This window comes from Lacrimispora algidixylanolytica (genome assembly GCF_003609635.1).
Taxonomy (GTDB): Bacteria; Bacillota; Clostridia; order Lachnospirales; family Lachnospiraceae; genus Lacrimispora; species Lacrimispora algidixylanolytica.
The window spans coordinates 63,204-88,391 of record NZ_MCIA01000015.1 but is presented as its reverse complement, the minus strand read 5'-3'; the positions used below and the strand labels follow the sequence as shown (position 1 = coordinate 88,391).

General features: G+C 41.4%; 21 protein-coding genes. 7 read left to right on the top strand and 14 right to left on the bottom strand.

Features of this window, described 5'->3' with window-relative positions; all coding sequences use genetic code 11:
* Nucleotides 1-91 precede the first annotated feature (91 nt).
* Both BET01_RS10680 and BET01_RS22230 read right to left on the bottom strand, forming a co-directional pair.
* Nucleotides 92-637: a hypothetical protein gene (locus BET01_RS10680; RefSeq protein ID WP_120196789.1), complete on the bottom strand. Its 546-nt coding sequence runs from the start codon at nucleotides 635-637 to the stop codon at nucleotides 92-94.
* 669 nt (nucleotides 638-1,306) lie between these two features.
* Complete coding sequence (locus BET01_RS22230) at nucleotides 1,307-4,399, bottom strand: glycoside hydrolase family 48 protein (protein ID WP_120196788.1); 3,093 nt, start codon at nucleotides 4,397-4,399, stop codon at nucleotides 1,307-1,309.
* A 700-nt stretch (nucleotides 4,400-5,099) separates the two neighbouring features.
* Here BET01_RS22230 and BET01_RS10670 point away from each other — a divergent pair.
* The 3 genes from BET01_RS10670 (at nucleotide 5,100) to BET01_RS10660 (ending at nucleotide 7,807) form a co-directional block, all read left to right on the top strand.
* Nucleotides 5,100-5,561, top strand: coding sequence for an HIT family protein (locus BET01_RS10670; RefSeq protein WP_120196787.1), 462 nt, complete (start codon nucleotides 5,100-5,102; stop codon nucleotides 5,559-5,561).
* A gap of 263 nt (nucleotides 5,562-5,824) precedes the next feature.
* Nucleotides 5,825-6,802: a serine hydrolase domain-containing protein gene (locus BET01_RS10665; protein WP_120196786.1), complete on the top strand. Its 978-nt coding sequence runs from the start codon at nucleotides 5,825-5,827 to the stop codon at nucleotides 6,800-6,802.
* Between the two features lie 447 nt (nucleotides 6,803-7,249).
* Nucleotides 7,250-7,807, top strand: coding sequence for a hypothetical protein (locus BET01_RS10660; RefSeq protein WP_120196785.1), 558 nt, complete (start codon nucleotides 7,250-7,252; stop codon nucleotides 7,805-7,807).
* A gap of 73 nt (nucleotides 7,808-7,880) precedes the next feature.
* Here BET01_RS10660 and BET01_RS10655 read toward each other — a convergent pair whose 3' ends face one another.
* Nucleotides 7,881-8,282 carry a sigma-70 RNA polymerase sigma factor region 4 domain-containing protein gene (locus BET01_RS10655; protein WP_120196784.1) on the bottom strand — a complete coding sequence of 134 codons (402 nt, stop codon included), beginning with the start codon at nucleotides 8,280-8,282 and terminating at the stop codon, nucleotides 7,881-7,883.
* A 198-nt stretch (nucleotides 8,283-8,480) separates the two neighbouring features.
* On the opposite strand from BET01_RS10655, the gene BET01_RS22225 reads away from it, so the two are divergent.
* The 3 genes from BET01_RS22225 to BET01_RS10640 all read left to right on the top strand — a co-directional run bounded on the left by BET01_RS22225 (nucleotide 8,481) and on the right by BET01_RS10640 (nucleotide 11,387).
* Nucleotides 8,481-9,323, top strand: coding sequence for a C40 family peptidase (locus tag BET01_RS22225; protein WP_120196783.1), 843 nt, complete (start codon nucleotides 8,481-8,483; stop codon nucleotides 9,321-9,323).
* 478 nt (nucleotides 9,324-9,801) lie between these two features.
* Nucleotides 9,802-10,854, top strand: coding sequence for an epoxyqueuosine reductase (locus BET01_RS10645; RefSeq protein ID WP_120196782.1), 1,053 nt, complete (start codon nucleotides 9,802-9,804; stop codon nucleotides 10,852-10,854).
* A gap of 89 nt (nucleotides 10,855-10,943) precedes the next feature.
* Complete coding sequence (locus BET01_RS10640; protein ID WP_120196781.1) at nucleotides 10,944-11,387, top strand: MarR family winged helix-turn-helix transcriptional regulator; 444 nt, start codon at nucleotides 10,944-10,946, stop codon at nucleotides 11,385-11,387.
* A gap of 242 nt (nucleotides 11,388-11,629) precedes the next feature.
* Here BET01_RS10640 and BET01_RS10635 read toward each other — a convergent pair whose 3' ends face one another.
* Genes BET01_RS10635 through BET01_RS10620 form a run of 4 tightly spaced genes read right to left on the bottom strand, consistent with a single transcriptional unit; the run spans nucleotide 11,630 to nucleotide 17,312 of the window.
* Complete coding sequence (locus BET01_RS10635; protein ID WP_120196780.1) at nucleotides 11,630-12,718, bottom strand: NADH-ubiquinone oxidoreductase-F iron-sulfur binding region domain-containing protein; 1,089 nt, start codon at nucleotides 12,716-12,718, stop codon at nucleotides 11,630-11,632.
* Nucleotides 12,719-12,730: 12 nt separating this feature from the next.
* Nucleotides 12,731-14,821: an FAD-dependent oxidoreductase gene (locus BET01_RS10630; RefSeq protein WP_120196779.1), complete on the bottom strand. Its 2,091-nt coding sequence runs from the start codon at nucleotides 14,819-14,821 to the stop codon at nucleotides 12,731-12,733.
* 41 nt (nucleotides 14,822-14,862) lie between these two features.
* A complete protein-coding gene (locus BET01_RS10625) occupies nucleotides 14,863-16,344 on the bottom strand; it encodes an FAD-dependent oxidoreductase (RefSeq protein ID WP_120196778.1) in 1,482 nt (493 codons plus the stop codon).
* A 20-nt stretch (nucleotides 16,345-16,364) separates the two neighbouring features.
* A complete protein-coding gene (locus BET01_RS10620; RefSeq protein ID WP_120196777.1) occupies nucleotides 16,365-17,312 on the bottom strand; it encodes a flavodoxin family protein in 948 nt (315 codons plus the stop codon).
* A gap of 219 nt (nucleotides 17,313-17,531) precedes the next feature.
* Between BET01_RS10620 and BET01_RS10615 the strand changes: the two genes are divergently transcribed.
* Nucleotides 17,532-19,052 carry a PucR family transcriptional regulator gene (locus tag BET01_RS10615; RefSeq protein WP_120196776.1) on the top strand — a complete coding sequence of 507 codons (1,521 nt, stop codon included), beginning with the start codon at nucleotides 17,532-17,534 and terminating at the stop codon, nucleotides 19,050-19,052.
* 60 nt (nucleotides 19,053-19,112) lie between these two features.
* Here the strand turns inward: BET01_RS10615 and BET01_RS10610 are convergent, their stop codons facing one another.
* The 7 genes from BET01_RS10610 to BET01_RS10580 form a co-directional block, all read right to left on the bottom strand.
* On the bottom strand, nucleotides 19,113-19,907 hold the full coding sequence (locus BET01_RS10610) for a DAPG hydrolase family protein (protein ID WP_120196775.1): 795 nt from the start codon (nucleotides 19,905-19,907) through the stop codon (nucleotides 19,113-19,115).
* A 148-nt stretch (nucleotides 19,908-20,055) separates the two neighbouring features.
* Nucleotides 20,056-20,703 carry a 3-oxoacid CoA-transferase subunit B gene (locus BET01_RS10605; protein WP_120196774.1) on the bottom strand — a complete coding sequence of 216 codons (648 nt, stop codon included), beginning with the start codon at nucleotides 20,701-20,703 and terminating at the stop codon, nucleotides 20,056-20,058.
* Complete coding sequence (locus tag BET01_RS10600; protein ID WP_120196773.1) at nucleotides 20,693-21,352, bottom strand: CoA transferase subunit A; 660 nt, start codon at nucleotides 21,350-21,352, stop codon at nucleotides 20,693-20,695. The genes BET01_RS10605 and BET01_RS10600 overlap by 11 nt, the downstream gene beginning before the upstream one ends.
* 11 nt (nucleotides 21,353-21,363) lie before the next feature.
* Nucleotides 21,364-22,542, bottom strand: a complete 1,179-nt coding sequence (locus tag BET01_RS10595; protein WP_120196772.1) for an acetyl-CoA C-acetyltransferase — start codon at nucleotides 22,540-22,542, stop codon at nucleotides 21,364-21,366.
* Nucleotides 22,543-22,563: 21 nt separating this feature from the next.
* Complete coding sequence (locus BET01_RS10590) at nucleotides 22,564-23,397, bottom strand: BKACE family enzyme (RefSeq protein ID WP_120196771.1); 834 nt, start codon at nucleotides 23,395-23,397, stop codon at nucleotides 22,564-22,566.
* A 1-nt stretch (nucleotide 23,398) separates the two neighbouring features.
* Nucleotides 23,399-24,334, bottom strand: a complete 936-nt coding sequence (locus BET01_RS10585) for a cyclase family protein (RefSeq protein ID WP_120196770.1) — start codon at nucleotides 24,332-24,334, stop codon at nucleotides 23,399-23,401.
* Nucleotides 24,335-24,393: 59 nt separating this feature from the next.
* A complete protein-coding gene (locus BET01_RS10580) occupies nucleotides 24,394-25,182 on the bottom strand; it encodes an SDR family NAD(P)-dependent oxidoreductase (RefSeq protein ID WP_120196769.1) in 789 nt (262 codons plus the stop codon).
* Nucleotides 25,183-25,188 lie beyond the last annotated feature (6 nt).

Genomic DNA, 25,188 nt, shown 5'->3' with positions numbered 1-25,188 from the left:
CTTTCCGATTTCAATTTATTATTTATAGTTTTTGAATCAACATTCTGTAGAACCTATATTTAATATAGAAGCAGTGCCTTTTGATTGGAAATTATATTGATTCCTTCGTGATGACAAGACAATACTGTGTTGAAGGCTGGGAGAATACATCCGAGTTTTCAAAACAGACTAAATCATCAGAAGTGAACGCTTCAATAGAAATTAAGCGTTTATCTATTTGAGGTCTGCTTTCGCTTCCCTTCCAAATGTTCCATATTTCAATTTCATCTGTATATGTTAGCTGTTCTCTTATATATTCAATTACTTTTTGTGATCGTCCCTTTGTGCAGGTCCATTCCATATAGGCCTTGTATTTTTTTTCGGTATATATATCGTCAGTATCACCGTCCAATATCAGAATCGCTAGATCATCATCGAAATCGCCATCAACTAAGGCTCCTAGCTCAGTATCTAATTTGGTTTCGGTATCCAACCACAAGATTACGCCGGGTGCATCCCTATTGCTGTCTGAATTTAACAAAAAATCTGGCACGATCATTCCCATAGACAATGCTTCGTTCACAGACATCGATTTGCAATGGGGGTTTTTCACTTCCGGAAGCGGAGTATTTGAAGCAATATAGGTACATGAACTCAATGTTTTACCTCCTGCTATTCCATATTAACAAACATCGTGGTTAAAAGTATTGTAATGGATTGTTATTGTGAATGCAATGGAATAACAGGTAAGAACTATGTCTAGCCATCTAGTTATGAAGGAACTGGAGCGTAAAATGGTCAAATTCAAACCGCTGATAAATCCCCACAAAGTCTTTCTTGTCTTTTACAATCGATAACTAATGAAATTTACACATATTAGCACTTTTATATTATTAACCAAAGTGATAGCAAAACAGGAACAGCAATCATTTAAAATTGTTGATATAATGTAGTTACCGTACGGAGGAAAGGCAAGGTGGTTCATTGAATTATAATGAGGCAATAGAACAAAGTATACACTTCATCGAGACGAATATAATAGATGAATTGACATCAGAACGAATCGCAAATCATGTGGGGTATTCTGTATTTCATTTTTGTAGAATCTTTGCTAACAATCAAGGGATACCTTTAATGGAATTTGTACGCAAAAAAAGACTATTGATTTCTCGTGAAGATCTTCTCAAAAACAATAGAATTTCAAGTTAATCACCACCACTAAAAATCATGGGCAACTTCGCTAATTCGAAGTTGCCCACATTCTTTTTATGATCATAATCCATATACCGTTCAGACTATACTTCTATCTTGTATTTCTAAGATAAACTTATGGCTCCTCTCCCCAATTTAGGCTGTCAGAGATATATCCTGTAACTTTAGACCAATCCATATAACCAGTTCCGGTACCTGCGAATGAATAATCATCTGTTTGGTCATAATTGGTCCAGTCATTTTTAGTTACTCTCGTCTGTATCTCTACGGATTGTCCTGCTGCCAGATCTCCTGCTCCAGATGTAAATCCGATTTCCAGATAATGATCGGCATCTGTCTCAGCATTAGACAACTTAACAAAGGATCCTGTAATATTGCTGCTGCCAATTGAAGACCAGTCACACCAGAAGCTTTGACCTACATTTCCATTAGCCGTATAGTAATATCTAAGTTTAACATCAGAAAGATTGATGCTGCTTGTACCAGTATTGACGAGCTTAATTTTCGGGCTCAAAGAATTGGTCTGTTCTGCCGACGTTATATTAAACATCTGTACCTTAATACTACCCTGTGAAACGGAAGTATCTACTACAGTCAGAGTCAACACTGGATCTGTTCCTGCACTTAAATCAAATACGATTTTATAGGTCCCTTTCTTAAGACCAGCCAGAGAATCTTTTAAGAATGTAACTGTGCTTCCTGATATTGTATAATCTACATCTTCAACTAACTGAAGGCCTCCCAGTTTAATGCCTTTTAGAGTATTTCCAGCCTTATCTAAGGTAGTTACGATATCAGCCTGCTTCTCAATATTCTTATCAAAGGTGGCTGTGGTTGGTGAAATGGTTCCACCTAATGTGGTATCTGTAATTGATACCGTAAGTGTCGGATCAACGCCCTTACTAAAATCAAAGGTAAGCTTTAACTCACCAACACTCTTATCTGCCAAATAATCTTTAGACAGTTTCACTGTTGTGCCAGTTACCGTATAATCGGTACCTTCTGTTAAAACAGTGCTTTCATCTTTAATTCCAGTAAAGGTATTACCATTTAAAGTAAGTTCTACTGATACATCTTTTTGTTTTGTAAGATTCTTATCAAAGACTGCTGTGATAGGAGTAATTGCAGAATTATTTACGGGTTCATTGCCCTCACCAAAAAGGAGAGAGTAAACACCATTTGCAATAGCAATATCACACTGTGCCCAGAAACGGTGATAAGTAAATACCGGATCTGTATTATTATTATAGGCAGTGAGCAGCTTCTGATAATCTGGATCAGTTTTGTATTTAGAACGAATGTCAATAAATTTAACGCCAGGTTTGATTACATCGCCATTAGGCATTTTTCCTGTCCAACCGGCTGGGATAAAGATTTCCTGATTAAAGATCCGCTTGTAGTCAGCTCTTTTTTCTGGTATCGCGATACCCTTATCATCTCTGTATGACGTCCACATACGATCTAACAGTTCCTTAGCCAATACTCTTGATTCGTCATCACCTGATGCTTTGCTATAGTACAGTAACGCATTTGCAAGAGAACCTGAGACTCCAAGGTCTGTACTGTAACTAGTAACTTTTACATGGAGTTTTGGATTTCCGGTATAAGTTCCGGTCCATGTGTCAGGCTGTCCAGACCAATCAAGACCGCTTGGAACTTCAAAGGATCCATCACTATTAAGTTTTACTACTGTCTTAATCCAGCCTACCCATTTATCCAAAAGGTCTTTCGCTCTGGCATCTCCCGTCTTATAATATAATTCAGCGACACGCTGCATGGACCATGCCTGGAATCCAAACCAGGTATTGCTTCCTGGATCTGCATAAACAGGGTTGGCATCATAACCCATACCATAGAAGGTTGATAATCCGGCTGGCAATGCTTCATAGCGGCCATTCTGAGAGTTTGTAGCTCCGCCTGCAATTGCACCTTCGGAAGTCTGCAGCCACTGATAGAATTCAAGCTGCCTGTCAAGGCTCTTTCCCCAGTCTCTGGCTCCATTTTGTGATTGAGGTTTTAATTTACTATCTTCTGATAAAATCCAGGCTGCCATTGGATTCTGATAACCAAAGTGATTATGGCTGCTACCGATTTTCCATGACCAGTCAGCGTTTACTCCACCACCCCATGCATAATACCAGGACATCAGGTAAGTTGCTGCATCATATCCGGTACCTGCTACGGTAGGAGAACCAATTTTTCTGAAGTATTTATCAAACATGGAATATCTTAAATAGTCACCCATTTTACTGGCTTTCTTGTCATAAGTTCCAAGATTAACGCCATGGTCTTTCGCCCATTCGTCTGCCCAATAAGTTGCCTGAATGGCTCTGGCATCTGCATCTGGTGCATCCGTATATTTAAACTGAGCTGCATAGTTGCTGTCTCCTGTAAAAAGATCAAGATAGCCATTCTTGCCACCAAATTTCATTGCGTCCCAGCATGGCTGTGGAACTGTCTCAAACACAGATTCCTCTTTGCCTCTCTGGAATGTATTGATGTAGGATGGAGATGTGACACCATCAGCTCTGCTTCCAAAACCATACCAGTTATCAACATCTAACAACCAATGCATTCCATACATAGTACCCTTACCGTAGGTTGAAACCAGATCACTGTTAATCGGATCAACACCAACCGCTGCACCTGAGTTTAATGGTGCAGGATATTTGTCCGGTAATTCAAATTCCGGGGCATAGGTAGCAGGTTTGCTAGCGGAATACTTACTCATACTGGATTCGGGCTGATCTTTTTCCGTCGGGATCATGTACGTTTCTGCTTTATCCCAGGCAGTTTTGAATTCATTGAAATCTCCTGAGAATTTACCATACATAGCCTCCAGCCATATATAATAACTAAAAGCTTCACTGGTAGTTACATGTCCATAATCCGGAGCCTCCACATTCAATGTCTCAACAGAATGGTATGGAATCCCCTTCGGGCTGAAATACCCATTTTTCGGATCTGTAATATCCTCTCTTAGTTCTAAAAATCGGTTTTGATATTCGTCTGTTGCTGTCGCTTTTGCTTTGCTTTCGGCTGCATGACTTTGCATCGAAGGTCCGAAGCCTGTAGATAGAATGCTAGGTAAAACCATAGCTGCTATCAATAGCTTAGCAATACGTTTTCTCCTTTCTCTGGTTAAAAAAGCATGAACATGAACCTGGCAAGTTAGCTTGTTACCTTTAAATAAATCCTTATGCATCATACTATAACCTCCTCATAGTTTTTATCTAACAATTCCTTCGTTAGCCAGATCCTTACCTGCGTAACACCCCTCGCTTCTCCCCTCCTTTTTCGTTTTTTTACAGGATAAAATCCACCTATCTGTATGAATTGAAAGTTCCAATGAAAACTTCTTACTCCTTTCTTGTCCGTAATTATGTGTCTAATTATTGTATATGTTAAGTGTTTTATTAGTCGTATAATGAAATACAATGGTGTATGAGTAAATACATATGCTATGGCTTATGGTTATCTTTGTAATTGCTGTATTATTTAGCCATTTAACTAATATTTATTCAACTCATCCATCTGTTGCTCAATATTAATTTATCACTTTATCATCAAAAAGCTAATTGTATGTAATAAATCCGATTCTATTTGTAATTTTCAACATATTTTTCTCTATTTTAGTTAGCTTATCTTATCCTTTCTTTATAACCGCAATAGTAATTACTTACATAATTACCATTTACCACGAACTGATCTATGCAAATGCTTTCATTTGTACTGATACTATGGCAAAACACGTTGTTCTCTATAAAAATGTTTGAAAATTGGGCCAAATGATTCTTTTTATTCTGCCTGATTTATATAAAGTTATATACTTGAATTTTTCACATATGTTTCGTATGCTAATATTAAAATTATTTATATAAATTTGTAAATCAAATTGGAGGTACGCTATGTATAATCACGCACCAGAAGGATACGTCTGTCCCTTTTGTCAAATAGTTGACGGTGTAGAGAGCGAACATATATATACAAAACAGAATGATATTATATATAAAGATAACTACGTTACTGCATTTATTTCATCCTGTTGGTGGAAAAACAACAAGGGTCATGTCATCATAATTCCTAATGAGCATATAGAGAACTTATATGACCTCCCATCTCGACTCTCTTACCGGATACATGATTTAGAAAGAGAAATCGCTCTCGCATTAAAAGAAACGTATAAATGTGATGGAGTATCTTCCAGACAGCATAATGAACCTTGCGGAAATCAAGATGTATGGCATTATCACCTTCATGTGTTTCCTAGGTATAAGAACGACAATTTATATAAGACAAACAGGCAGAATACAAAGCCAGAAGAACGCTTAGAATACGCTCAGATATTAAAAGATTATTTTATCAAGTAGAATAACAAATGATTTCAGCAAAATAATTCAGAATATTAAGATGAGGAAAACTTTGAGAAAGGTTTTCCTTTTTTATGTTTTGATTATCATGACTTTTAAAAAATCGAATAAATTCAATAAACTGAACTAAAATAAATCATTCAACTTGAGAAAAAATTATATCTTCCATGTTTCTTTTAAAATAAGGCTTGCAATTGATTTTTAATGGATTTATCCTTTAGTCAAGGATATCCTTCATAACTAAATAGGAGGAAAATAATTATATGAATCAAGAAAAAATCAAAGAGCTAGATAAAATAATAAACAAAGACTACAGTAATATCACAGGCCTGGTGATTCAAAAAAATGGTACAAAAGTATATGAGAACTATTTCAATGAATATACTGTTGATAATCCCATTCATATCTACTCAGTGACAAAAAGTATTGTTTCCACATTAATTGGTATTGCCATTGATGAGGGTGACATCAAAAGTGTTGATCAGAGGGTATTGGACTTTTTCCCGTATTACACCGTTAATGCAGGTAAAAAAACAATTCAAGAGATTACAATTAAAAATTTACTCACTATGACAGCTCCTTATAAATATAAGACAGAACCATACGAGAAGTTTTTTGCAAGCCAGAACCCAATTCAAGATGCGCTTGATCTATTAGGAGGGGATGGTTCTATTGGGGAATTTAATTATTCCGCTGTTGGAGGAACCCACCTTCTATCAGGAATCCTTGCAAAAGCGACCGGACGCTCCATACTGGATTTTGCTACAGAAAAACTATTCTCTCCCTTGGGAATCAATGTACCTAGCAATATTGTGCTAAGGAATAAAGAAGAACATTTCGCCGTTATGAGTGATAAAAACACCAGTGGCTGGGCTGTTGATCCAAAAGGATTGAACACGGCAGGCTGGGGGCTTTTCCTGACACCTGTCGAGATGGCGAAAATAGGCCAATTATATCTAAATAACGGGGTTTGGAATGACAAGCAGATTGTATCGGCCGAATGGATGTCTGAAAGCACGAGGGAACATAGTTGCTGCGTTCAATGGGGGAATCTCGCCTATGGCTATCTTTGGTGGCTTATTGATGAGAATAGCTATGCAGCTATGGGAGACGGCGGAAATATAATTTATGTGAATACCAAGAATCAAATGGTTATTTCGATTGCTTCTCTTTTTATACCGGAAGCTAAAGATCGAATAGAATTTATTAAGGGATATATTGAGCCGATGTTTGAAATTTGACAATAACAAATCCTAACCTAGTAATCATATCATAGATAGAAATGGGAAATCGAAACTATCATTCTTGGTCTCCCATTTCTATTCTTTCGCTCATTCATTGCTTTAACAAAATAATTTAAGCTTATGGATAACTATTTATTACGATATTATGCTTCCGTCAAGATTTGTTGATAATAAACAAATAGTATTGCAAGAATTTAGGTTTTGAATAAATAATCAATTTTGTAATGGGTTAGTCTTTGGAAGAAGGATTTTGTCACACACATTTGCTTTTACTTTAAAATAAAGATATAATAGCAGGAAATTAGGTTTAAATTAGTCATCATTATTTTTAATCTAAGTAATTGTATCGTTAGTTAATCCCCCATTTTCAAGCAAAACTGCTGCTTTCCATGAGTACTTACTATGGCATTTAGACCTAACTATCTATTTTATGAGGTGAAAAAGATGAATAAAAGAACTGTTTTTGCATGTTTTTGTCTATCCACTGGACTCCTGTTAAGTGGGTGTGCAAACGAGACGAACCAAACGACCCAGACAATAGAAAACACCACGGAGCAAGCAACAAGCGTAGCTGTTCCATCAATTAGCGTAACCCAAAAGCCCACCGAAACTGAGCAGGTAAAATCAAATGTTCAATTATATGAAGGATCTTATTTTGATGAAGGTGTCTACAAATATGTGGATATTCCAGCGACAGAATCTCCATTTGTATATTGTGAGATCATAATCAGTAACATTACTGATACGTCTTTTGATTTTGCTATATCTGAAACGGTTATGGCCACCAATGAGAGTACGGTTATTTATCCAACTAGTACTGCTTTCTTCACAGGAGACGGCACCGAAGCCACATTTTATGGAAAGGACCAAACCCTTCATTTTGAATTTCCTCAGGATCAGGATCTTTATCCCATCATCCGTGATATGAAGGTTACCGGCTTCCCTAAACTAGAAGGAAATACTTATATTAACAACAGCATACCTGGACATGAAGCTGGATAAGCACAGCTTTATCAGAAAAGGAGGCAGTAAGGGTTCGACACCTTATTGCCTCCTTTCTCTTTCGTGTTCTCTATTACATGGAAAAATGTTTCAGTGCATGATTATGTATGTTATAAACCTGTCTTAAACTATAGTTGGTCATTTCACTAATTTCTTCCCATGTATATCCAGAGATATATTTTAACAATAGGATATCTTTTTCTATTTCAGAGTCCATAAGGCTCACATCTTTCACAATTCTTTTACAAATCTGATTCTTTTCCCTAAGCTGCTCTCTAAGACAAGAGCATATGTCCGACATTTCCACCTCCACCTGACCTATACCAGAAAACCTTGATAGAATAGAAAACAATTGATTTTGCTCCTCCTCAAGACGAACCAACAAATTTCCCAATGTCTTTATGGAAACAATGAGTGCCTGATAAGATTGTAAGAAAGCTTTCTTCTGGTCTATTTTTTCTATGTTACCATTCATCAAGTAATCCTCCTTAAAGGTATTTACTAAGAAAAAAGAAAAATGGAAACGATTTGTAAACCAATATTCATTTTAACCTTAGTAAAGCACTTAAAACCATTGCATTGTATTGCATGCTGCACTGGCTGTAACCTTTAGATATAGAAAACACGGTCCGATTTTCTGTAACTAAATAAATTAAAATAGGAGGTTTTTGGTATGGGAAAAATTGAAACTGCTACACAATGGATGATTAATCTGGCAAATGACGACTCACACGGTTACGATCAGACAAATCGGTGGGGGCCTGATTACGACTGCTCTTCTGCTATCATAACTGCATGGGAAAATGCAGGAGTGCCCGTGAAAAGTAAGGGCGCTGGGGCTACCGGTACGATGTACAACCCGTTTCTTAACTGTGGGTTCTCTGACGTTACCTCTAAGATAACACTGGCTTCTGGCAAAGGATTAGAAAATGGTGATGTACTCCTAAGAACTGGATCCAGCGGACATACTGCCATGTATATCGGCAACAGTAAAATCGTACATGCCAGTATAAATGAAAACGGAACTACCACTGGAGGACAAACTGGAGACCAAACCGGAAAAGAAATCTGCACCCGTTCTTACTACAACAGCCCTTGGACTTATGTTCTCCGTTACACAGGAGGCGGCGGCGGCTCAACTGGGGACAGTACAATCAAGAGTTTTCAGACCTGGCTCAATAACAATTATTCCGCTGGATTAACCGCTGATGGTATTTACGGTTCTAATACAAAGAAAGCTGCAACGATTGCTTATCAAAGATTTCTTGGTGTGACTGCCGACGGTATTTTCGGCGCAAGTTCTAAGGCGGCAGTGAAAACCTTATCGTCCGGCAGTAAAGGAAATGCAGTTTATCTGCTACAGGGTATGCTCTATTGCCGAGGATTTAATCCCAATGGGGTAGATGGAACTTTTGGAGCTGGAACGACATCAGCTGTTAAAAGTTTTCAGTCAAGCGAAGGGCTTACTGCGGACGGTATTGCTGGTGCCAATACGATGTATGCTCTTTACAATTAGAGCCGACTTATCAATGACTTATATATGACTTATCTTACACTTAACATAATAGTCTTTCATAAAAACAAACGAAATAAATTACATTACAATTAGGGCTGTGCATCGAAACTTGATGCACAGCCCTAATTGTTACTTTGTTCTATTCCCCAATGTGATGTTTACTCATTGTTTCCACATAAATCGTTCTCCTCAGCATAACCTTGGTACTATTTTTGATTTATTTACAAATTATTATTCTTGACAAATAAATAAGAACTCGATAATATATGCATATACATATATATTTTCTTTTGCTGGCAAGTAACTCAAATATATGCGGCTTGAACGTATATAAAATAATTGTTTTCGAGGATTAATCCATGATGAAATCATTATTTGATATCACCACATTGGCCAGTGTTTCAGTCAAAATCACCTGATTCGCTCTGCTACTTATAAAAGGATTGCAGATAAGAAAGGATTCCGAGGTAGATAAACTATGAGTAATGTAAATTTTTCAGATAACTCTATGGAAAACCAGATACAAAGAAAAGCTCTTGAGTTAGGATATGAGAAATGTGGCATCATTCCTGTCGACATGATGGAAGGATATGGAGAAAAACTAGACGAACGCATCGAAAAAGCAACAGGTTCCGGCCAATTTTACCAAGGACAAAAACGTCTAAAAAACTTTCAAGAGCAATATCCATGGGCGAAATCCATTATCGTATTAACGGTACCCTACTCACAATATAAAGTACCAGAAGAGATCTCTGGGCATATTGCAAAAGCTTATTTATTTGATACGCGCATTGATGAACAAGCCGAGGAATATCAACACAGTCAACTTCTTGAAAACCACCTAAAGGAACTTGGTCTTCGGGTAGAGACAAACCGAAAATTTGGTGTTGTCGCTTTACGTTGGGCGGCGATGAAAGCTGGGTTAGGCATCATTCGTCGCAACAATTTTTTCTATACGGAATCTGGTTCCTGGATACGCATTGAAGCTTTCCTAACTGACCAAAAAATGGAACTTCTACAACAGACCACTTTGCCAGCCTGCCCTAAACATTGTGATCGTTGCATCAAAGCCTGCCCCACCACTTCATTATGTGAAGCATACACCATGAACCCACTAAGCTGTGTTTCGTTTTTAACAACCTTTGGAGGACGTGATCTCCCGAATGAGCCTATGGCCTCTAATTTTGGCGACTGGATTTATGGTTGTGATATCTGTCAGGAGGTTTGTCCCATGAATCAAGGTAAATGGAAAGGGGATAAAGATTTCCCAGGCGTTATGGCGCTCTCCCCTTATCTGACCGCCGAAAACATTTTGAAAATGGATGAATCATATTATCAGCAGAACGTTCAGCCTAAATTCTTCTACCTGTCACAAGATGAACTATGGAAATGGCAAGTGGATGCATTAAATTTTATGGACAACCGATACCAAGAACATTTCAATTCTTCCATTTTGGAGGCTTGCGAGAGTAAATATGAACAGGTTCGGGAGATGGCAGACACCGTCTGCAAGAAGCATGGTCTAACATAATACTTTGGCATATGAAGTTCTACAAACTTGACAAAACTCCTTTTTTTAACTATGGTTATATGCATATACAAGGATCGGAGGAATAGAAAATGGAACTTCAAAACGATCACGGTTTAAGCTTGGCAGATTGTGCCTGCCGAAACCTTCGAATGACGACTCGAGTAATCACGCAGTATTACGACAAGGCTTTTCATTCTTCTGGGCTTAAATCTCCTCAATTCGCATTGTTAAATGATATTAACTCAAGAGAAAATGGGATTTCCGTTAATGAACTAGCTGATTTTGCAATGATGGACCAAACAACAGTAACCAGAAATGTGGAAATTCTACGAAAAAAAGGATATGTTAACGTTACTATAGAGGATGCAGATTCCAGGAAAAAGTGTATCACAATCAGTGAAGAGGGGAAAAGCAAGCTTGCACTTGCTATGCCTCATTGGCAAGAGGCCCAGATGAAATTGGAGCAAATTGTAGGGAAAGAACAGTATAATACTCTTCTCAAGACACTTTACGATTTAAGGGAAATAAAATAAAGATAATATTTTCTAAAAGAAATATGTTGTAGCATTTCTATAAGATAACTTTACACAAGCAAAGCCATAAGATCTTGACCTTATGGCTTTCGTTTATAATGGAGATAAGCAGACAAAACACTTAACCACTTGCACGATATTCAAGCTCTCTCACAACATGTCGGTTGCTCACCTCAAAGAAGCAAATCTTTGTATGTAAGATATATTTACTCCGTTGTAAATAGCTTATTGAGAATGCTCTTTTAATGTTTGCAAGGAACCGGTTTTTTCGGACATTTAGGTTTATCCGCTCTTGCCCTTATAATTGCATTTTCCTCACAGGCTTCTATACAGGCACCACACCCGGAGCATTCATTCTGGTCGATGACATGGATAAATTTCTTTTTCCCAAGAATGGCATCATCCTCACATACATCAAGACATTCCATGCAGCCGGTACATAAATCCGGCAGAATGTGAAACGTGAGAAATTTCTGGCAGACTCCTGCTTTACAGCTTTTCTTGGTGATATGCTCCTCTATTTCACTTTTGAAACAGTCTAGAGCACTCTTCACCGTATTGGCAATGGAAAAACCCGATTCACACAGAGACTGTTGCTTCATCTCATGGCATAATTCCAACATTAAATCTACATCAGACATCTTCCCTTTTTTTAAAGTCATATCCGTTAAAAGCATCCGAATCTGGAAAACACCTTCATAACCAAATACACATCTCCCACAGGCCTCTTTTTCGTATCTGTCTGCGGTTTTAAGAAGGAAATCTAGCATGCAATCTGTTTCATTCAGGATTTCAATATAATCCGTGGTCAGTTCAATTGGTTGATCCATCGTGGTCTCATTGATGAAAACTCCCATTGGATGACCGAAATACATTGCCTTGAATATCCCCTTCACACCAGCGGCAGCCAGTATATCTCTTGGAGTTATGTTCCTATCAAAATCAAGAAAACCCTTTTTCTCCGCCTTACCTCCGACATACACTTTCTTCTTTTCGGCATTTAGTAATTCTTCAACCGTTATTACTCTGCTTTCACCGCAAATACCCCCATCGTTGCGGCATAATGGAATCGGTTTTTCTCCCTCAGTTACCTTTATCAGAGCAGAATTATTTCCATAAGTAAAACCGGATTTATGACGAGTCTCGATGACTGTCAGACCCTCAGGTTTATCCCATTCCCAGCCACCTTCCGGCACAATCAGGTAACGAACATCAGCAGGTTCCTTTAATAGCGCTTCCATGACCTTTTCCGTGTTATCTTTTAAAAGCATAGGAGAAACAGGTGCCTCATGATATACCGGCATTGCATTGCAAATAATCGTATCCATCATCCTTCGTTCCTCCTAATATTCGTTCCAAAGCTTTGGATTTGTCACATTCAACCTCAGATCACATTGCAAGCAGCGTCTGGCCTCACATTTAGCTTCCTCGCAGGTAAATGTTTGTTCCACGGCATCAAAGCTATTTTTCCGCTCCTGGGGATCCAGAAGAGGCGGTGAGAGCCGCTCTAAGTTTCCAAAGTCTTTCGTCCTTCCAAGAAAAGGATCCGCTGTTTCCTTTTCTAGTAGTTCTTCTGAGATATCTCCGTCTCCCCCAAGGTAACGGTCCATCTCTACGGCAGACTGTCTCCCGGCTGCAATTGCTTCTATTACTGATCTTGTTCCGGTTACCACATCTCCGGCTCCATAAACACCCGGCAAATTGGTAGCAAAAGAACTGTTTACCTTTACATAGAAACCGTGGTTTAATTCCACTCCTAACTTCTCCGTCTCATCAGGTGCCTGTCCCACAGCAAATATCACATGATCCACAGGTATAATCTCCCTAGACCCCTCTACAAGCTCTATGACCGCTTTTCGGTTTTCGTCAAAATAAAACTTCTCCACTTTTTGAAGCTCAACGCCCTGTACTTTCGTGTCGCCTGTAATACGAAGAAAGGAATGACCGGAATGAAGAATGACTCCCTCGTCGCATCCTTCCTGGATTTCTTCTGCTGCTGCAGTCATTTTATCCCTGCTTTCTAAGCAGGCAATATGAACCTCCTCTGCCCCCAGGCGAAGAGCTGTTCTAGCACAGTCATAAGCAACATTTCCACCGCCCAGCACCATCACTTTTTTACCAAGATTTCTGATCTGGTTTCTTCGTGCATTTTTTAGGAAATCCGTATTTAGAATGACTCCGGAAAGCTTATTTCCCTCCAGAGGCAGCAAGGTGCCCTTATGGGTGCCGGTTGCAATTAAAACGGTATCATATCCCTGTTTTAAAAGAACTTCCGGTGCTTCTGCCGTAGTATTTACCTTCAGCTGGACTCCTACTTCCAGAATATCGTCGATTTCACGGTCCATCACCTCGTCTGGCAACCGATAGGATGGGATTCCATAACGACACTGTCCACCGGCTTTTTCGTTGATCTCAAAGACGGTTACTTCATGACCTTTCTTTGCCAGATAATAGGCCGCTGTCAGACCCGCCGGACCCGCTCCGATAACAGCCACCTTTTTTCCTGTGGAATCTGCGATCTTTCTATTTTTCTTCCAATCATCGGAATGAACAGAAGCGGCAGCTCTTTTTAACTTGCAGATAGACAACGGCTCTCCAAGCTCATTGCGTTTACAGGCTGTTTCGCATACGTGATTGCAAATACATCCCAGTGCTTCCGGAAAAGGCAGCTTTTCACGAATGACCGCCGTTGCTTTCTCATATTCGCCCTCTTTTATGTACCTCAAGTAACGGGGAATGTCTGTGTGTGCTGGACATGCCGCCTTGCAGGGAACCACACGTTCCCCATAAGACGCTTCTTCGTTAATCTGTCCCAAGGCATCCATAATGGATCCGGTAGGACAGACTTCAATGCATGCCCCACAAAATTTACAACCAGCTTCTTTTAAGGAAATGTTCCCACCGGTTCCGATGCGCACTCCCTCCTGTGTTCTTTGAAAATCTAACACCTTCACCCCACGAAGTTCTCTGCAGGCACGCACGCAACGTCCACAACGAACGCATCTGGTAAACAAATGCCTGATTAGGGGATTGCTGTCATCGGTTGGGACTGTTCTGGACTTCTTTTTCCACCGCTCAGGACCCACTCCCAGATACTGATACATGGACTGCAATTCACATTTTCCATACTTCGGACAGCCGGTACAGTCAGCCGGATGAGTTGCAAGAATCAGTTCCATGGCTGTTTTTCTAGTTCTTTCTGCCTTTGGTCCATGAACAGTAACCTTCATCCCTTCCTGCACCTTTATCATGCAGGAAGGAACTGCCTCTTCCATTCCATCAATCTCTACCGAACACAGGCGGCATCCACCTACAGCTTCCAAATCAGGGTGTCCGCAAAGATGTGGAATGTATATACCTGCCCCCAAAGCAGCATTTAAGATTGACATTCCTTCGTTTGCCTCTATCTGCTTATCATTAATTGTTAACCACATATTTCCTCCATCGAACGAACCTGCTCTCAGATGCTAAGACATTAATATTCAACCGCTTCTTCTGCTGCATTTTCTCCTGCAATTCTTCCGCTGTTTAAACAAAATCCCATTGAATTTCCAGAAAGGATAAAAGGATAGCTATCTCCAAAAATATTGCACGCATCTGTCCCAACACAATAAAGTCCAGGAATGACCTTTGCCTCTTCATTCAACACCTGTGTCTTATGATTGATCTTTACTCCGCCCAAAGTACCGTAAGCCCCTACATTCTGACGGCAGCAATAAAACGGTCCTTTTTCAATGGGCTGCATATATGCACGGTCTTTTTCAAAGATCTCATCAAATCCTGCCTCACACATTTCATTGTACTCTTCGATCTGCTTTTCCAGCCCTTCCAGATCAATTCCGGCTTTCTCTGCCAATTCCTCAATGGTATCCGCCTGACAGATGGGCTCATATCCATCCGCCAGATCTCTTTCCCACTGATCGTCAAAGTGGTCAAATAGATCGTGGGGATGCACATGAGACATAATGTCCGAGCCTTTTTTCTTATATTTCTTTAATAGCTTACTGTCAAAGATGGAATAGGCCACATAACCCGGCTGAGAGGAAATGGCATTGCCTGTGAATGTAGTATTGGCAATCTGATCTTCTGGCATAAAACGATTTCCATTTCGATTGACCCAGAGACACGGCTGGCGGAATGCTCCGTCTAGGATAAAATGATTCATGTTATCCGGAAGCTGGTACATCAGCTCCATGGTACAGGGGGCATGTCCGGCACCAGCTTCCCATGCCATTTTAATTCCGTCCCCCTTCATTCCAGGTATGGCAAAATTAAAGATAGTCTTACCAAATTCATATCCAGTCTGTTCCTTAATCATTTCCGGATTATCTCCAAAACCTCCGGTTGCAAGAATCACCGCCTTAGCTCTTGCCTCTATTTCTTCCCCGTCTGGGTCTTTGGCAATGACTCCCACCGCCCTTCCATCTTCCATAATGATTCTGGCAACAGGAGTCTCCATGTAAAGTTCGACTTCCAGCTCTTTCGCCCGTTCGGTCATTTTCTTTATCATGGCCGTTGCACATCGAGGGCCTGGGGCTCCACCGCCTTCCGGTTTCACCACATGCCAGGTAAACTCTCCATCTGAATATGCCCTTGTTGCTTCCGGTGCATTAAACGCCCTCTGTACTCCCAAAAATTCCACGCCCATGTCCATAAGCCATTCAATGGTCTCTCCAGACTTGAAATAGTAATCCCGGACCAGACGTGCATCCACTTTGTAATGGGTATAATACATGTGCTTGCGAAATGCCTCACCAGCTGTTAGGGAAATCATATGCTCCTTTTGTATGGGAGACCCCACCCCAAGAGGTCCCATTCCCATATTAGCAGCGCCACCCGTTGTATTGGATTTTTCAAATATCATTACCTTTGCCCCATTTTCTGCTGCAGCGATGCCTGCTGCCATACCAGAAAGTCCTGCTGCTACCACAATAACATCTGTCTGTAACTGCTTCATCGAAATACCTCCATTTTTTGTTATGATATTGTTTTAAAATTTAGGTTTTTGTATTTTTCAAGCTTTTCACTTGCGATCTTACGTTTCTCCGGATCGGAGAAGAATCCTCCCTGTGTATGGATAATTTCTTCCAGGTGCTTCCCCCTTCCTTCCAGGGTGTTGCGGTCTCTTATGAGTCCATCTTCCTGAATCACAAACTTCCATTTCCCCTCATCTGCTTTTTCAAGGGTTCCGCCAGCACCGCATACCTGGCATTCAACTGGAAAATGAAGTCCATCCCACTGCACTTCTCCCAAAATCAGTGCATTGGAATGGCAGTTTGGACACCAACCCATGTCTTCATCTCCCAGCCATTTGCGTTCTTCCACAGGAGTATTGATTGCGGTAATGATGTTTTTCCCCATTTGCCCCACTCGTTCAATCATCTCATCATGAAGCAGACATTGTGCAGGAGCCGGAACTCTCGTAGCAAGATACATATCCACTACCTTAAAGTCCGATGTGAACATAGCTGCCTGCATGGATTCTAAAGCCATGGACTGCCAGGAACGGGTAGAACCGCCTACGGCAATCAAAGCGCTGACTCTGTCCTTATGTTCAATTGCCCCAATGGCTTCCAGAAATGAGTTCTCATAGCTCAGACTTCTCTGGGCGAACTTTGCAAATACAGAACAGGCTTGCAGATCATAAGTGGGGGCTGCAAAAATAACTCCGTCAGCTTCTAACAGCACTTCCATAATCTTTTTCTTATCATCTTTTTTATCCAATACGCATCCAGTATTCTTTCCCTGTGACATGCCTATGGTACATGAGGTGCAGCCAGTACAATCTATGATGTTATAATCTCTTAAATTGATCATTGTAACATCGGCTCCCTCCTCCTGACATGCAAGAAGTGCCTCCTTTAACAAGATATCACTGTTGCTGTTTTTACGCCCTGCGCTGACTCCCAAAATTTTTACTGACATGAATATTCTCCTTTTCTTTTTTCCTGAATTTTAGTACAATCATTGAAAGTGATTATAAAAAGCTTTTGTCATATAAATATCTATAAAATATAGATATTTCCTACTTGTTAAAATAATAACACAGCTTAACAGAAGAAGCTTCCATCAATTATCGAATTATTTTCTCATATTTACTGGGTTGTTTCCTACATTTGTCTCAACAATTAAAAAGGAGTTAAAATGGCTTGTTTAAAAAATATAGCACAAAAAATACAAGATAAATTTCAGGTCAATATCCACGGATCTGTTTTTTCCGAACGGCGGATTGAAAGCGTTCATTATTTGTTGCCCCCTTATGACGATCAACTACAGCTTGATCCTGATACCCTGTACATAGGAAACTATGAGGATTTTCACACTCTCAATTCGGATAGCTGCGTTCTCTTGCTGGGCTGCTGTATGGATAATGGAAACGCAAACCAATTGTACGTAAACCAGGCCTTGGATCCGTTTGCAGTTTTAAACTGCATACAGCAGGAATTATATGATTGTCGTAAGGCAGATCTAAAGAGAGATGAAGTATTTCAAGTATTACAGGCAGGTTATGGTTACCAGAGTATGCTTGACACGGCAAGGTCATATCTGAAAAATCCCATAACATTATGTACCACAAGCTTTTCCATTCTCGCCTCCAGCCCCGAGGATTATTTTGATGATAAATTTGATGTCTATAACAATAAATTCTATTTAAAAAGCAAGTTTATTCGAAATATGAAAGAAAAAGAGGTTCTTCAACATTTGTTCACCTCTTTTTCTCCCATCATTGTGGATATTGATGATTCACCCGAAATTTCTTATCTGTTTTGCAGCATTCATATTAGACGTGCCGCAGTCGGATACCTATGTATAAGCTCCCTTTACCGCCCTTTTGAAGCTGCTGACAGTGCCTTTGCCATGAACTTGTCCAAGTTGTTCTCCCTGGAAATGCAAAAGGCCGAGTGTTATGCAGAAAAAACAGGTCTGAGATATGAGTGTTTTTTAACCGACCTAATCGAGCAGAATCTACACAGCGAGAACATTGCAGCCCGGCATCTGGCACAGCTGGGAGAGCCCTTTTACCAGTACTTCTGGGTACTGGGATTCACCTTTCATGGTTTTTCCAATCTCCAGTTAAACCCTAATTACTATATTGACCAGCTGTCGGGGATTTTTAAGCGCAGCATGGCTTTCTTTTATAAAGGGACTTTGATTCTTTTGCACACCAGCAACTACAAGGATCCTTACCAGTCAATTGACAAACATAAGCTGTCTCTTTTTCTTCAGCTGAACCAGATCAATGCTGCGATTAGTTTTCGGTTCGAACAAATACTGGACACCTGGCGTTATTATAACCAGGTAATGTTCCTACTGAAAAATGAAAAATGTATTATGAAGGAGCGCTGCCTTACTTATGAAGAAAACTTTCTGAACCATCTTCTGCAAGCCTCTCAAGATGAAATCAACGCAGAAACCATCATTCACCCGGATCTTTTGTTTCTCCAAAACTATGACCGGGAAAACAATACAGAATACATGAAGACGCTGAAGGCATATTTCCTAAATAACCGCAATGCCTTAAATACTTCCAATTACCTGCATATTCATAAAAGCACCTTTTTTTATCGCATTGGTAAAATCGGGGACTTGACAGAATTCGATCCATCCAATGCACAGATTCTCTTTTCCTATGAGTTTTCCTTTCGGATATTGGATCACTTATAACATTACCAGTCTCAGGCTTGACCACCAGCTTGTTCTCAATGCTCCATTCACTATCAGTTTTTAAAATATATCTTTGTTTTGTGCATACACTTCCGGCAAAATGGCGGCTAAATTGCTAAATTCTTTGATATTGTGTGCAAAGAGACCCTTTGGAACGATTTCCGGGATTTTTACGCCTTCGGGCAGGGCTTTCTTTATCATTCCATTATCTAGTTTAAAGCCGATCCAGAAACGAGAAGAAAACATAACCCCTTCTTTATATGGGAACCATTTGTGAGTCATAGCAGCGGCGCAGGTGCTCTCTCCGATGGCACAAACCATAGATTCACATGCTTTACTTCCAACGATGGAAGGATCATAGCCGAAATCAGACGGACTTTTAAAACATAGCTTAAGGAATTCAGGGCCGGGGCCAATATCTTCCATTATGTAGTGGTTGACCCCCCAGGTTTTCTCCTTCATTGGTACTTCAGGGTCACAGACGTAATCTACGCGGTCAGCCCTAGCAAAGTAATGATCCTCTGGGTCCCATATTTTGTAGCGAAGGTCGGAGCCTACACTATGCCAAGGGAACCACCAATCAAGCATCTCTCCCGTCACCCCGGGCATGTAAGTGGTATTGCATACATAGCCAGTTCCATCCTCATGGACACCGTAGCCGCTCTGACAGTATTCTTCATCATTTCCAGCAAGATAGAGGTTTCTTTGTTCGAATGGCACTCCCGTTTTTTTGTCTCCTTGGTCCTCTTTTAAGATGACAAGCTTTTCTTCTGGAATTTCAGCCAGAGGACGCTCAAAAAATTTATAATACGATAAGTTCTTTTCTTCCTGGCTTACGCCAACTTTTTTTTCCATATTTCTAACTCCTGTTCTTTGTTTTTTAATTGCTTATTAAATAACAACCCCAATAGTTTCATTTAAACTATATATATAATTCATTTTATAAAAATCTTCAAGCCCCGATGAATATAAAATATATCCTTCGGGACTTATTTTTCTCATCTTAAAAGTGCCCAATGTTCTCAGCCATAATAAGAGGCGCTTCTGTTTTTGCTGCCACCTCTTCTGGCGTCGTATCCACGGAAACCTCCTTTAGGACAAGACCTTCCTTCGTCACTTCGATGACAGCAAGTTCCGTCACAATTTGATGAACCTTACAAACTGCCGTTGGCGGCAATGTGATGTTGTTTAAAATTTTAGGGGTACCGTCCTTTGCCGTATGAGTCATTGCAATAATTACCTTTTTTGAGCCTGTGACCAGATCCATGGCACCGCCCATGCCCGGAACCATCTTACCGGGAATGATGTGGCTGGCAAGACTGCCCTGCTGATCCACCTGCAAGGCTCCCAGCACAGTCACATTGACGTGGCCGCCACGGATGATAGCAAAAGAGAATGCGCTATCGAAATAGCTGGCTCCTTTTTCTACGGTTACAGGTTTTCCGCCTGCATTGACAATATTGGAATCGTAGCCATCGGCTCCAGGCACAGCTCCCATGCCCAGGATTCCATTTTCAGACTGGAGGTGAATGGTGATTCCATCCGGTATGTAATCGGCAACCATGGTCGGAAGTCCAATTCCAAGATTAACCACATCCCCGTCGTTCAATTCCTTTGCCACACGCCTGGCAATCTTTTCCTTAATCGACATAAGGTTCACCTCCTACGAGAAAGTCCACAAATATTCCCGGTGTGGCAACACTTTCCGCCTGAATATCTCCCGCTGCCACAATCTCTTCTGCCGCAGCAATGACTGTTTCTGCCGCCGTTGCCATCATGGGATTAAAATTCCTGGTGGTTGCCCGGTAAAATAAATTGCCCTTCTCATCGGCAATCGAGGCACGAATCAGAGCGAAATCTGCTTTTAAGGGCTTTTCAAGGACAAAGTTTGTTCCATCCACTTCAATTACCTGTTTTCCTTCTTCAATCTCTGTACCCAGTCCCGTAGGGGTTAGGATGCCGCCAAGACCTGCTCCTCCCGCACGGATCTGCTCTGCAAGGGTTCCCTGTGGTACAAGCTGCACCTCCATCTTTCCCTCGTTCATGAACTGTCCGGTAAGCGGGTTTAAGCCGATATGGGAAGCGATTAGGCGGCTGACCGCTCCAGTTTTGATGAGACGGCCAATTCCTGTGTCAAGAGTCCCCCCGTCATTTGCTATAATTGTTAAATTCTTAAGGTTTTTCTCTATCAGCGCATCAATCAAGATTTCCGGGGTTCCGTTTGACATGAAACCTCCAATCATGACAACGGCTCCGTCGTTGATGGAAGCAACCGCTTCCTGGGGCGAAACTTTTCTCATGCGCTTTCCTCCTATCGTTCCACTACGATTGCTGTACCCATACCGCCGCCAATGCATAAAGTGGCAAGGCCTTTTTTTGCATCCCGTTTCTCCATCTCATAAAGGAGGGTGGTCAGGATTCTTGCGCCGGAAGCGCCGATGGGATGGCCTAAGGCAATTGCCCCACCATTTACATTGGTCTTTGACGAGTCAAGTCCTAAGTCACGGCATACAGCAATGGCTTGCGCTGCAAATGCTTCATTCGCTTCTGCTAAATCTAATTCTTCAGCAGTAATTCCAGCATGTTTCATGGCAAGTGTTGCAGCCGGAATAACACCGAGACCCATGACCTCAGGTTCCACGCCTGCAGAGCCATAGCCTGTAATTCTTGCCATAATCGGAAGCCCTAATTCCTCGGCTTTTACTTTGGAGCAGAGAATCAACATGACTGCTCCGTCATTTAAGCCGGAAGCATTACCCGCTGTGACGGTTCCTTCCTTAACAAAAGAAGGGCGAAGCTTTAAAAGGGTATCCTCAGTCGTTCCAAACCTTGGAAATTCATCGGTATCAAAAATCTTTGGCTCCCCTTTTTTTACGGGAATTGAGACCGGCACGATTTCTTCTTTAAAACGGCCTGCTTCTATTGCTTTTTGGGCTCTTTGCTGGCTTTCTACTGAAAATGCGTCCTGTTCCTGTCTGGTGATTTTGTACCGATTTGCAATGTTTTCTGCTGTGACACCCATGTGGTAATCGTTATATGCATCCCACAAGCCATCCTGAATCATGGTGTCCACCAGAGTTTCATTTCCCATCTTATGGCCAAACCGGTGATTCTTTAAGACATAGGGAGCACATGACATGCTCTCCGCTCCGCCTGCCAAGATAATATCTGCATCTCCAGCCTTAATAATCTGGGCAGCCAGAGTGATTGCTCTTAAGCCTGATCCACAGACCTTGCTAATACCCATGGCGGGAACCTCTACCGGCACCCCTGCCTTTAAGGATATCTGGCGAGCCACGTTTTGTCCTAAGCCTGCACTTAATACATTTCCTATAATGACTTCATCAATTTGTTCCGGATTGATTCCAGCCCGTTCCATCGCACCCTTTGCAGCCGTGGCTCCTAAATCCACCACTGGAATGGAAGCAAGACTGCCACCAAAGCTGCCAATGGCTGTCCGGGCAGCACTTACGATAACTACTTCTCTCATTTTCCCTTTTTCCTCCCCTTACTACACCCCAAGGATCTGTCTTGTTTCCTCTGGTGTGGCAACCTCTTTGCCAAATTCATGAATGATGCGCTTTGCCCGCTCTACAAATTCCACATTGGACTTTGCCAGCTCACCCTTGCTGTACATGATGTTGTCTTCCATTCCCACACGGATATTTCCCCCAAGTGCTAGGGCAGTGTATAGAATGGGAAGGTGGCCTTTCCCAATCCCAAGAGCGCTCCAGGTGCAGCCCTCTGGAATCAGATTCTTCAGATAAACCAGGTTGTCTACGGTAGCAGTCATTCCCCCTGCCGCTCCTAACACAAACTGAAAATGGAGAGGGGCTTTCAAGACACCCTTTTTCAAGTAATAAAGAGCATTGTAGATCATGCCGACATCGAAAATTTCAATTTCAGGTTTTACACCAGCTTCTTGCAGGGTGTTGCCAAGTTTCTCTAAAAAAGCAGGGCTGTTTTCAAAAACGCAGTTATTCTGCCAGTTCATAGAACCGCAGTCATAGGACGCCAGCTCCGGTTTTAATTCTTTAAAAGGCTTGATTCTCATTTCGTCATCTAATCCAATTCCCCCGGAGGTTGTTAGATTTAAGACAATATCACAATCCTTCTTGGCTCTGATGAGACGCACAGTCTCTTCAAATTTATTGTAATCCATAGAAGCTCTTGCTTCGTCATCCCTTACATGAATGTGGGACATGGAAGCTCCAGCTTTCCAACAGGCGTAAACCTCTTCTGCAATCTCTGGGGGCTGAATTGGCACGTAGGGGGTGATTTCCTTTGTGGGCCAAGCTCCCGTAGTGGCTACGGTCAGAATAACCTTATTGCTCAAATCTCCCATTTTAAAATCCTCCATACTGATAGGTTCTTTCAGGAACATCGTTTAAATCGTCCTCATCGATTTCTGCCGCACAACGGGCCATGGAACCGTCACCTAAATACCAGCGAAGAGGGAAGCAGTAGAAACGGAACCTTTTTCCAGAAACTTTGTCTAAGTTGCCACCTAAGTTCTCCACGCCCACAATGCCGTGTCCCAGCATTTCCTTATGGCATGGTTCCCAGGTGCCCCAGCAACCAATTGCTTCCAGTTCACCGAATTTCTTGTCATAGGCTTCCTGGCCGTGAAGCTTTATGTATAATTCCTTATCAAATTCTGCATAGGCTTCTTCACCAAATTTCTCAATATATTCCTCGGTAATAGGTCTTCCGGAAGCACCTACTAAATTCATTCTTGTCATGCCGTTGTTGCCCATGGCCGTGTGAAGGGGATGGTCTAAAGCCTGCATATCCATGGCAACGCATTTTACCTTGTGCTCTACAAACCATTTTCCAGCTTCAATTCCGGTGCCACAGGAATAGTGGTAATACTCCTTGGAATCGTCAAATTTACGGTGCATTCCTGTGTTTAGGCAGACAATCATACCTTCTAATTCTTCCGGTTTGATGTTGGCTCTCCTACATGCATCATCTAAATGCTTTCCTGTGATGAGTCCCCACGTCTCGATTTCAATTTCCAGACAAACGGCATCTCCCGTATAAGCGTCTACCGGCATCTCATGGGTATAACGGGCACGCTTTCCGTCAAATTCCTTTTCCATGACATGTCTCGGTGCGTCACAGTGAGTTCCAGTGTGCATGGTACATCCTATGTACTGAGTTAAGACACCACCCTTTGCCAAGGAGTGCTTATTGTCGATGACTGGCTTATCAAAATATGGCCAGCGAGGAATATCGGCACTGAATGGATGGGTTAAGTCTACGAATACTTTCTTGCTCATGGGTGTTTACCTCCGTAATTTCACTTTATATTTTGTATGTTCGAATGATTTGGCCACAATTAGTTAGCCCAATACCCGCCATCTGTGGCTACATTGGCCCCCGTCATAAAATCGCTGGCCTTTGATGCAAGAAAAATGCATGGTCCCACGAAATCTTCTGGCTCGCCTAGGCGCCCGATGGGAAGGCGCTTTAAGAAATTCTGGTAAACAGCACTTTCCGGATCAAACATCCATTCGGTCAAATTAGAACGGAACACAGTGGGATTGATTGTATTGACATTGATTTGGTATTTTGCAGTCCACTCACAAGCCAGAGATTGGGCCATCAAATCAATGCCGCCCTTTGCGGTACAGTAACCTGTATAATTCGCCATACCCATTTTGGAGCGGGCTGAGGAAACCATAATAACCTTTCCGCCCTTCCCTTGCTTTATCATCTGTTCGCCTACATATTTGCAGAAGAGCCAGGTTCCCTGAACGTCGGAATCCATAATCTGCTTCCATGTGGATAAATCCTGTTCCATAATAGGCTGAGGCTTGTTATATCCTGCTGCCGTCACCAGCACATTAATTTCCCCAAATGCCGTGATGGTATCGTTGACCACTTTAATAACATCTGCTTCCAAAGCCGGGTCCCCCGTGGAATATGCACATGGAATGCCCTGTGCCTCTAACTCCTCACAAAGTGCCTTGCAGGTTTCTTCCTTGCGGCCTGTGACCATGACTTTCATTCCTGCTAGACCGTAACCGATGGAAACTGCCTTTCCAAGAGCTCCTGTCGCTCCTGTCACTAGAGCAACTTTGCCAGATACGTCAAATAAATTCCCCATAAATTCCTTGCTTACCATACGGAT

Bases quoted from the DNA above. Each gene is read 5' to 3' on its own strand.
- BET01_RS10580 (WP_120196769.1), bottom strand. From the start codon at position 25,182: ATGGTAAGCAAGGAATTTATGGGGAATTTATTTGACGTATCTGGCAAA.
- BET01_RS10670 (WP_120196787.1), top strand. From the start codon at position 5,100: ATGTATAATCACGCACCAGAAGGATACGTCTGTCCCTTTTGTCAAATA.
- BET01_RS10630 (WP_120196779.1), bottom strand. From the start codon at position 14,821: ATGTGGTTAACAATTAATGATAAGCAGATAGAGGCAAACGAAGGAATG.
- BET01_RS10625 (WP_120196778.1), bottom strand. From the start codon at position 16,344: ATGAAGCAGTTACAGACAGATGTTATTGTGGTAGCAGCAGGACTTTCT.
- BET01_RS10635 (WP_120196780.1), bottom strand. From the start codon at position 12,718: ATGATGGATACGATTATTTGCAATGCAATGCCGGTATATCATGAGGCA.
- BET01_RS10660 (WP_120196785.1), top strand. From the start codon at position 7,250: ATGAATAAAAGAACTGTTTTTGCATGTTTTTGTCTATCCACTGGACTC.
- BET01_RS10655 (WP_120196784.1), bottom strand. From the start codon at position 8,282: ATGAATGGTAACATAGAAAAAATAGACCAGAAGAAAGCTTTCTTACAA.
- BET01_RS22225 (WP_120196783.1), top strand. From the start codon at position 8,481: ATGGGAAAAATTGAAACTGCTACACAATGGATGATTAATCTGGCAAAT.
- BET01_RS10645 (WP_120196782.1), top strand. From the start codon at position 9,802: ATGAGTAATGTAAATTTTTCAGATAACTCTATGGAAAACCAGATACAA.
- BET01_RS22230 (WP_120196788.1), bottom strand. From the start codon at position 4,399: ATGATGCATAAGGATTTATTTAAAGGTAACAAGCTAACTTGCCAGGTT.
- BET01_RS10640 (WP_120196781.1), top strand. From the start codon at position 10,944: ATGGAACTTCAAAACGATCACGGTTTAAGCTTGGCAGATTGTGCCTGC.
- BET01_RS10590 (WP_120196771.1), bottom strand. From the start codon at position 23,397: ATGGGAGATTTGAGCAATAAGGTTATTCTGACCGTAGCCACTACGGGA.
- BET01_RS10620 (WP_120196777.1), bottom strand. From the start codon at position 17,312: ATGTCAGTAAAAATTTTGGGAGTCAGCGCAGGGCGTAAAAACAGCAAC.
- BET01_RS10595 (WP_120196772.1), bottom strand. From the start codon at position 22,542: ATGAGAGAAGTAGTTATCGTAAGTGCTGCCCGGACAGCCATTGGCAGC.
- BET01_RS10585 (WP_120196770.1), bottom strand. From the start codon at position 24,334: ATGAGCAAGAAAGTATTCGTAGACTTAACCCATCCATTCAGTGCCGAT.
- BET01_RS10600 (WP_120196773.1), bottom strand. From the start codon at position 21,352: ATGAGAAAAGTTTCGCCCCAGGAAGCGGTTGCTTCCATCAACGACGGA.
- BET01_RS10665 (WP_120196786.1), top strand. From the start codon at position 5,825: ATGAATCAAGAAAAAATCAAAGAGCTAGATAAAATAATAAACAAAGAC.
- BET01_RS10615 (WP_120196776.1), top strand. From the start codon at position 17,532: ATGGCTTGTTTAAAAAATATAGCACAAAAAATACAAGATAAATTTCAG.
- BET01_RS10610 (WP_120196775.1), bottom strand. From the start codon at position 19,907: ATGGAAAAAAAAGTTGGCGTAAGCCAGGAAGAAAAGAACTTATCGTAT.
- BET01_RS10605 (WP_120196774.1), bottom strand. From the start codon at position 20,703: ATGTCGATTAAGGAAAAGATTGCCAGGCGTGTGGCAAAGGAATTGAAC.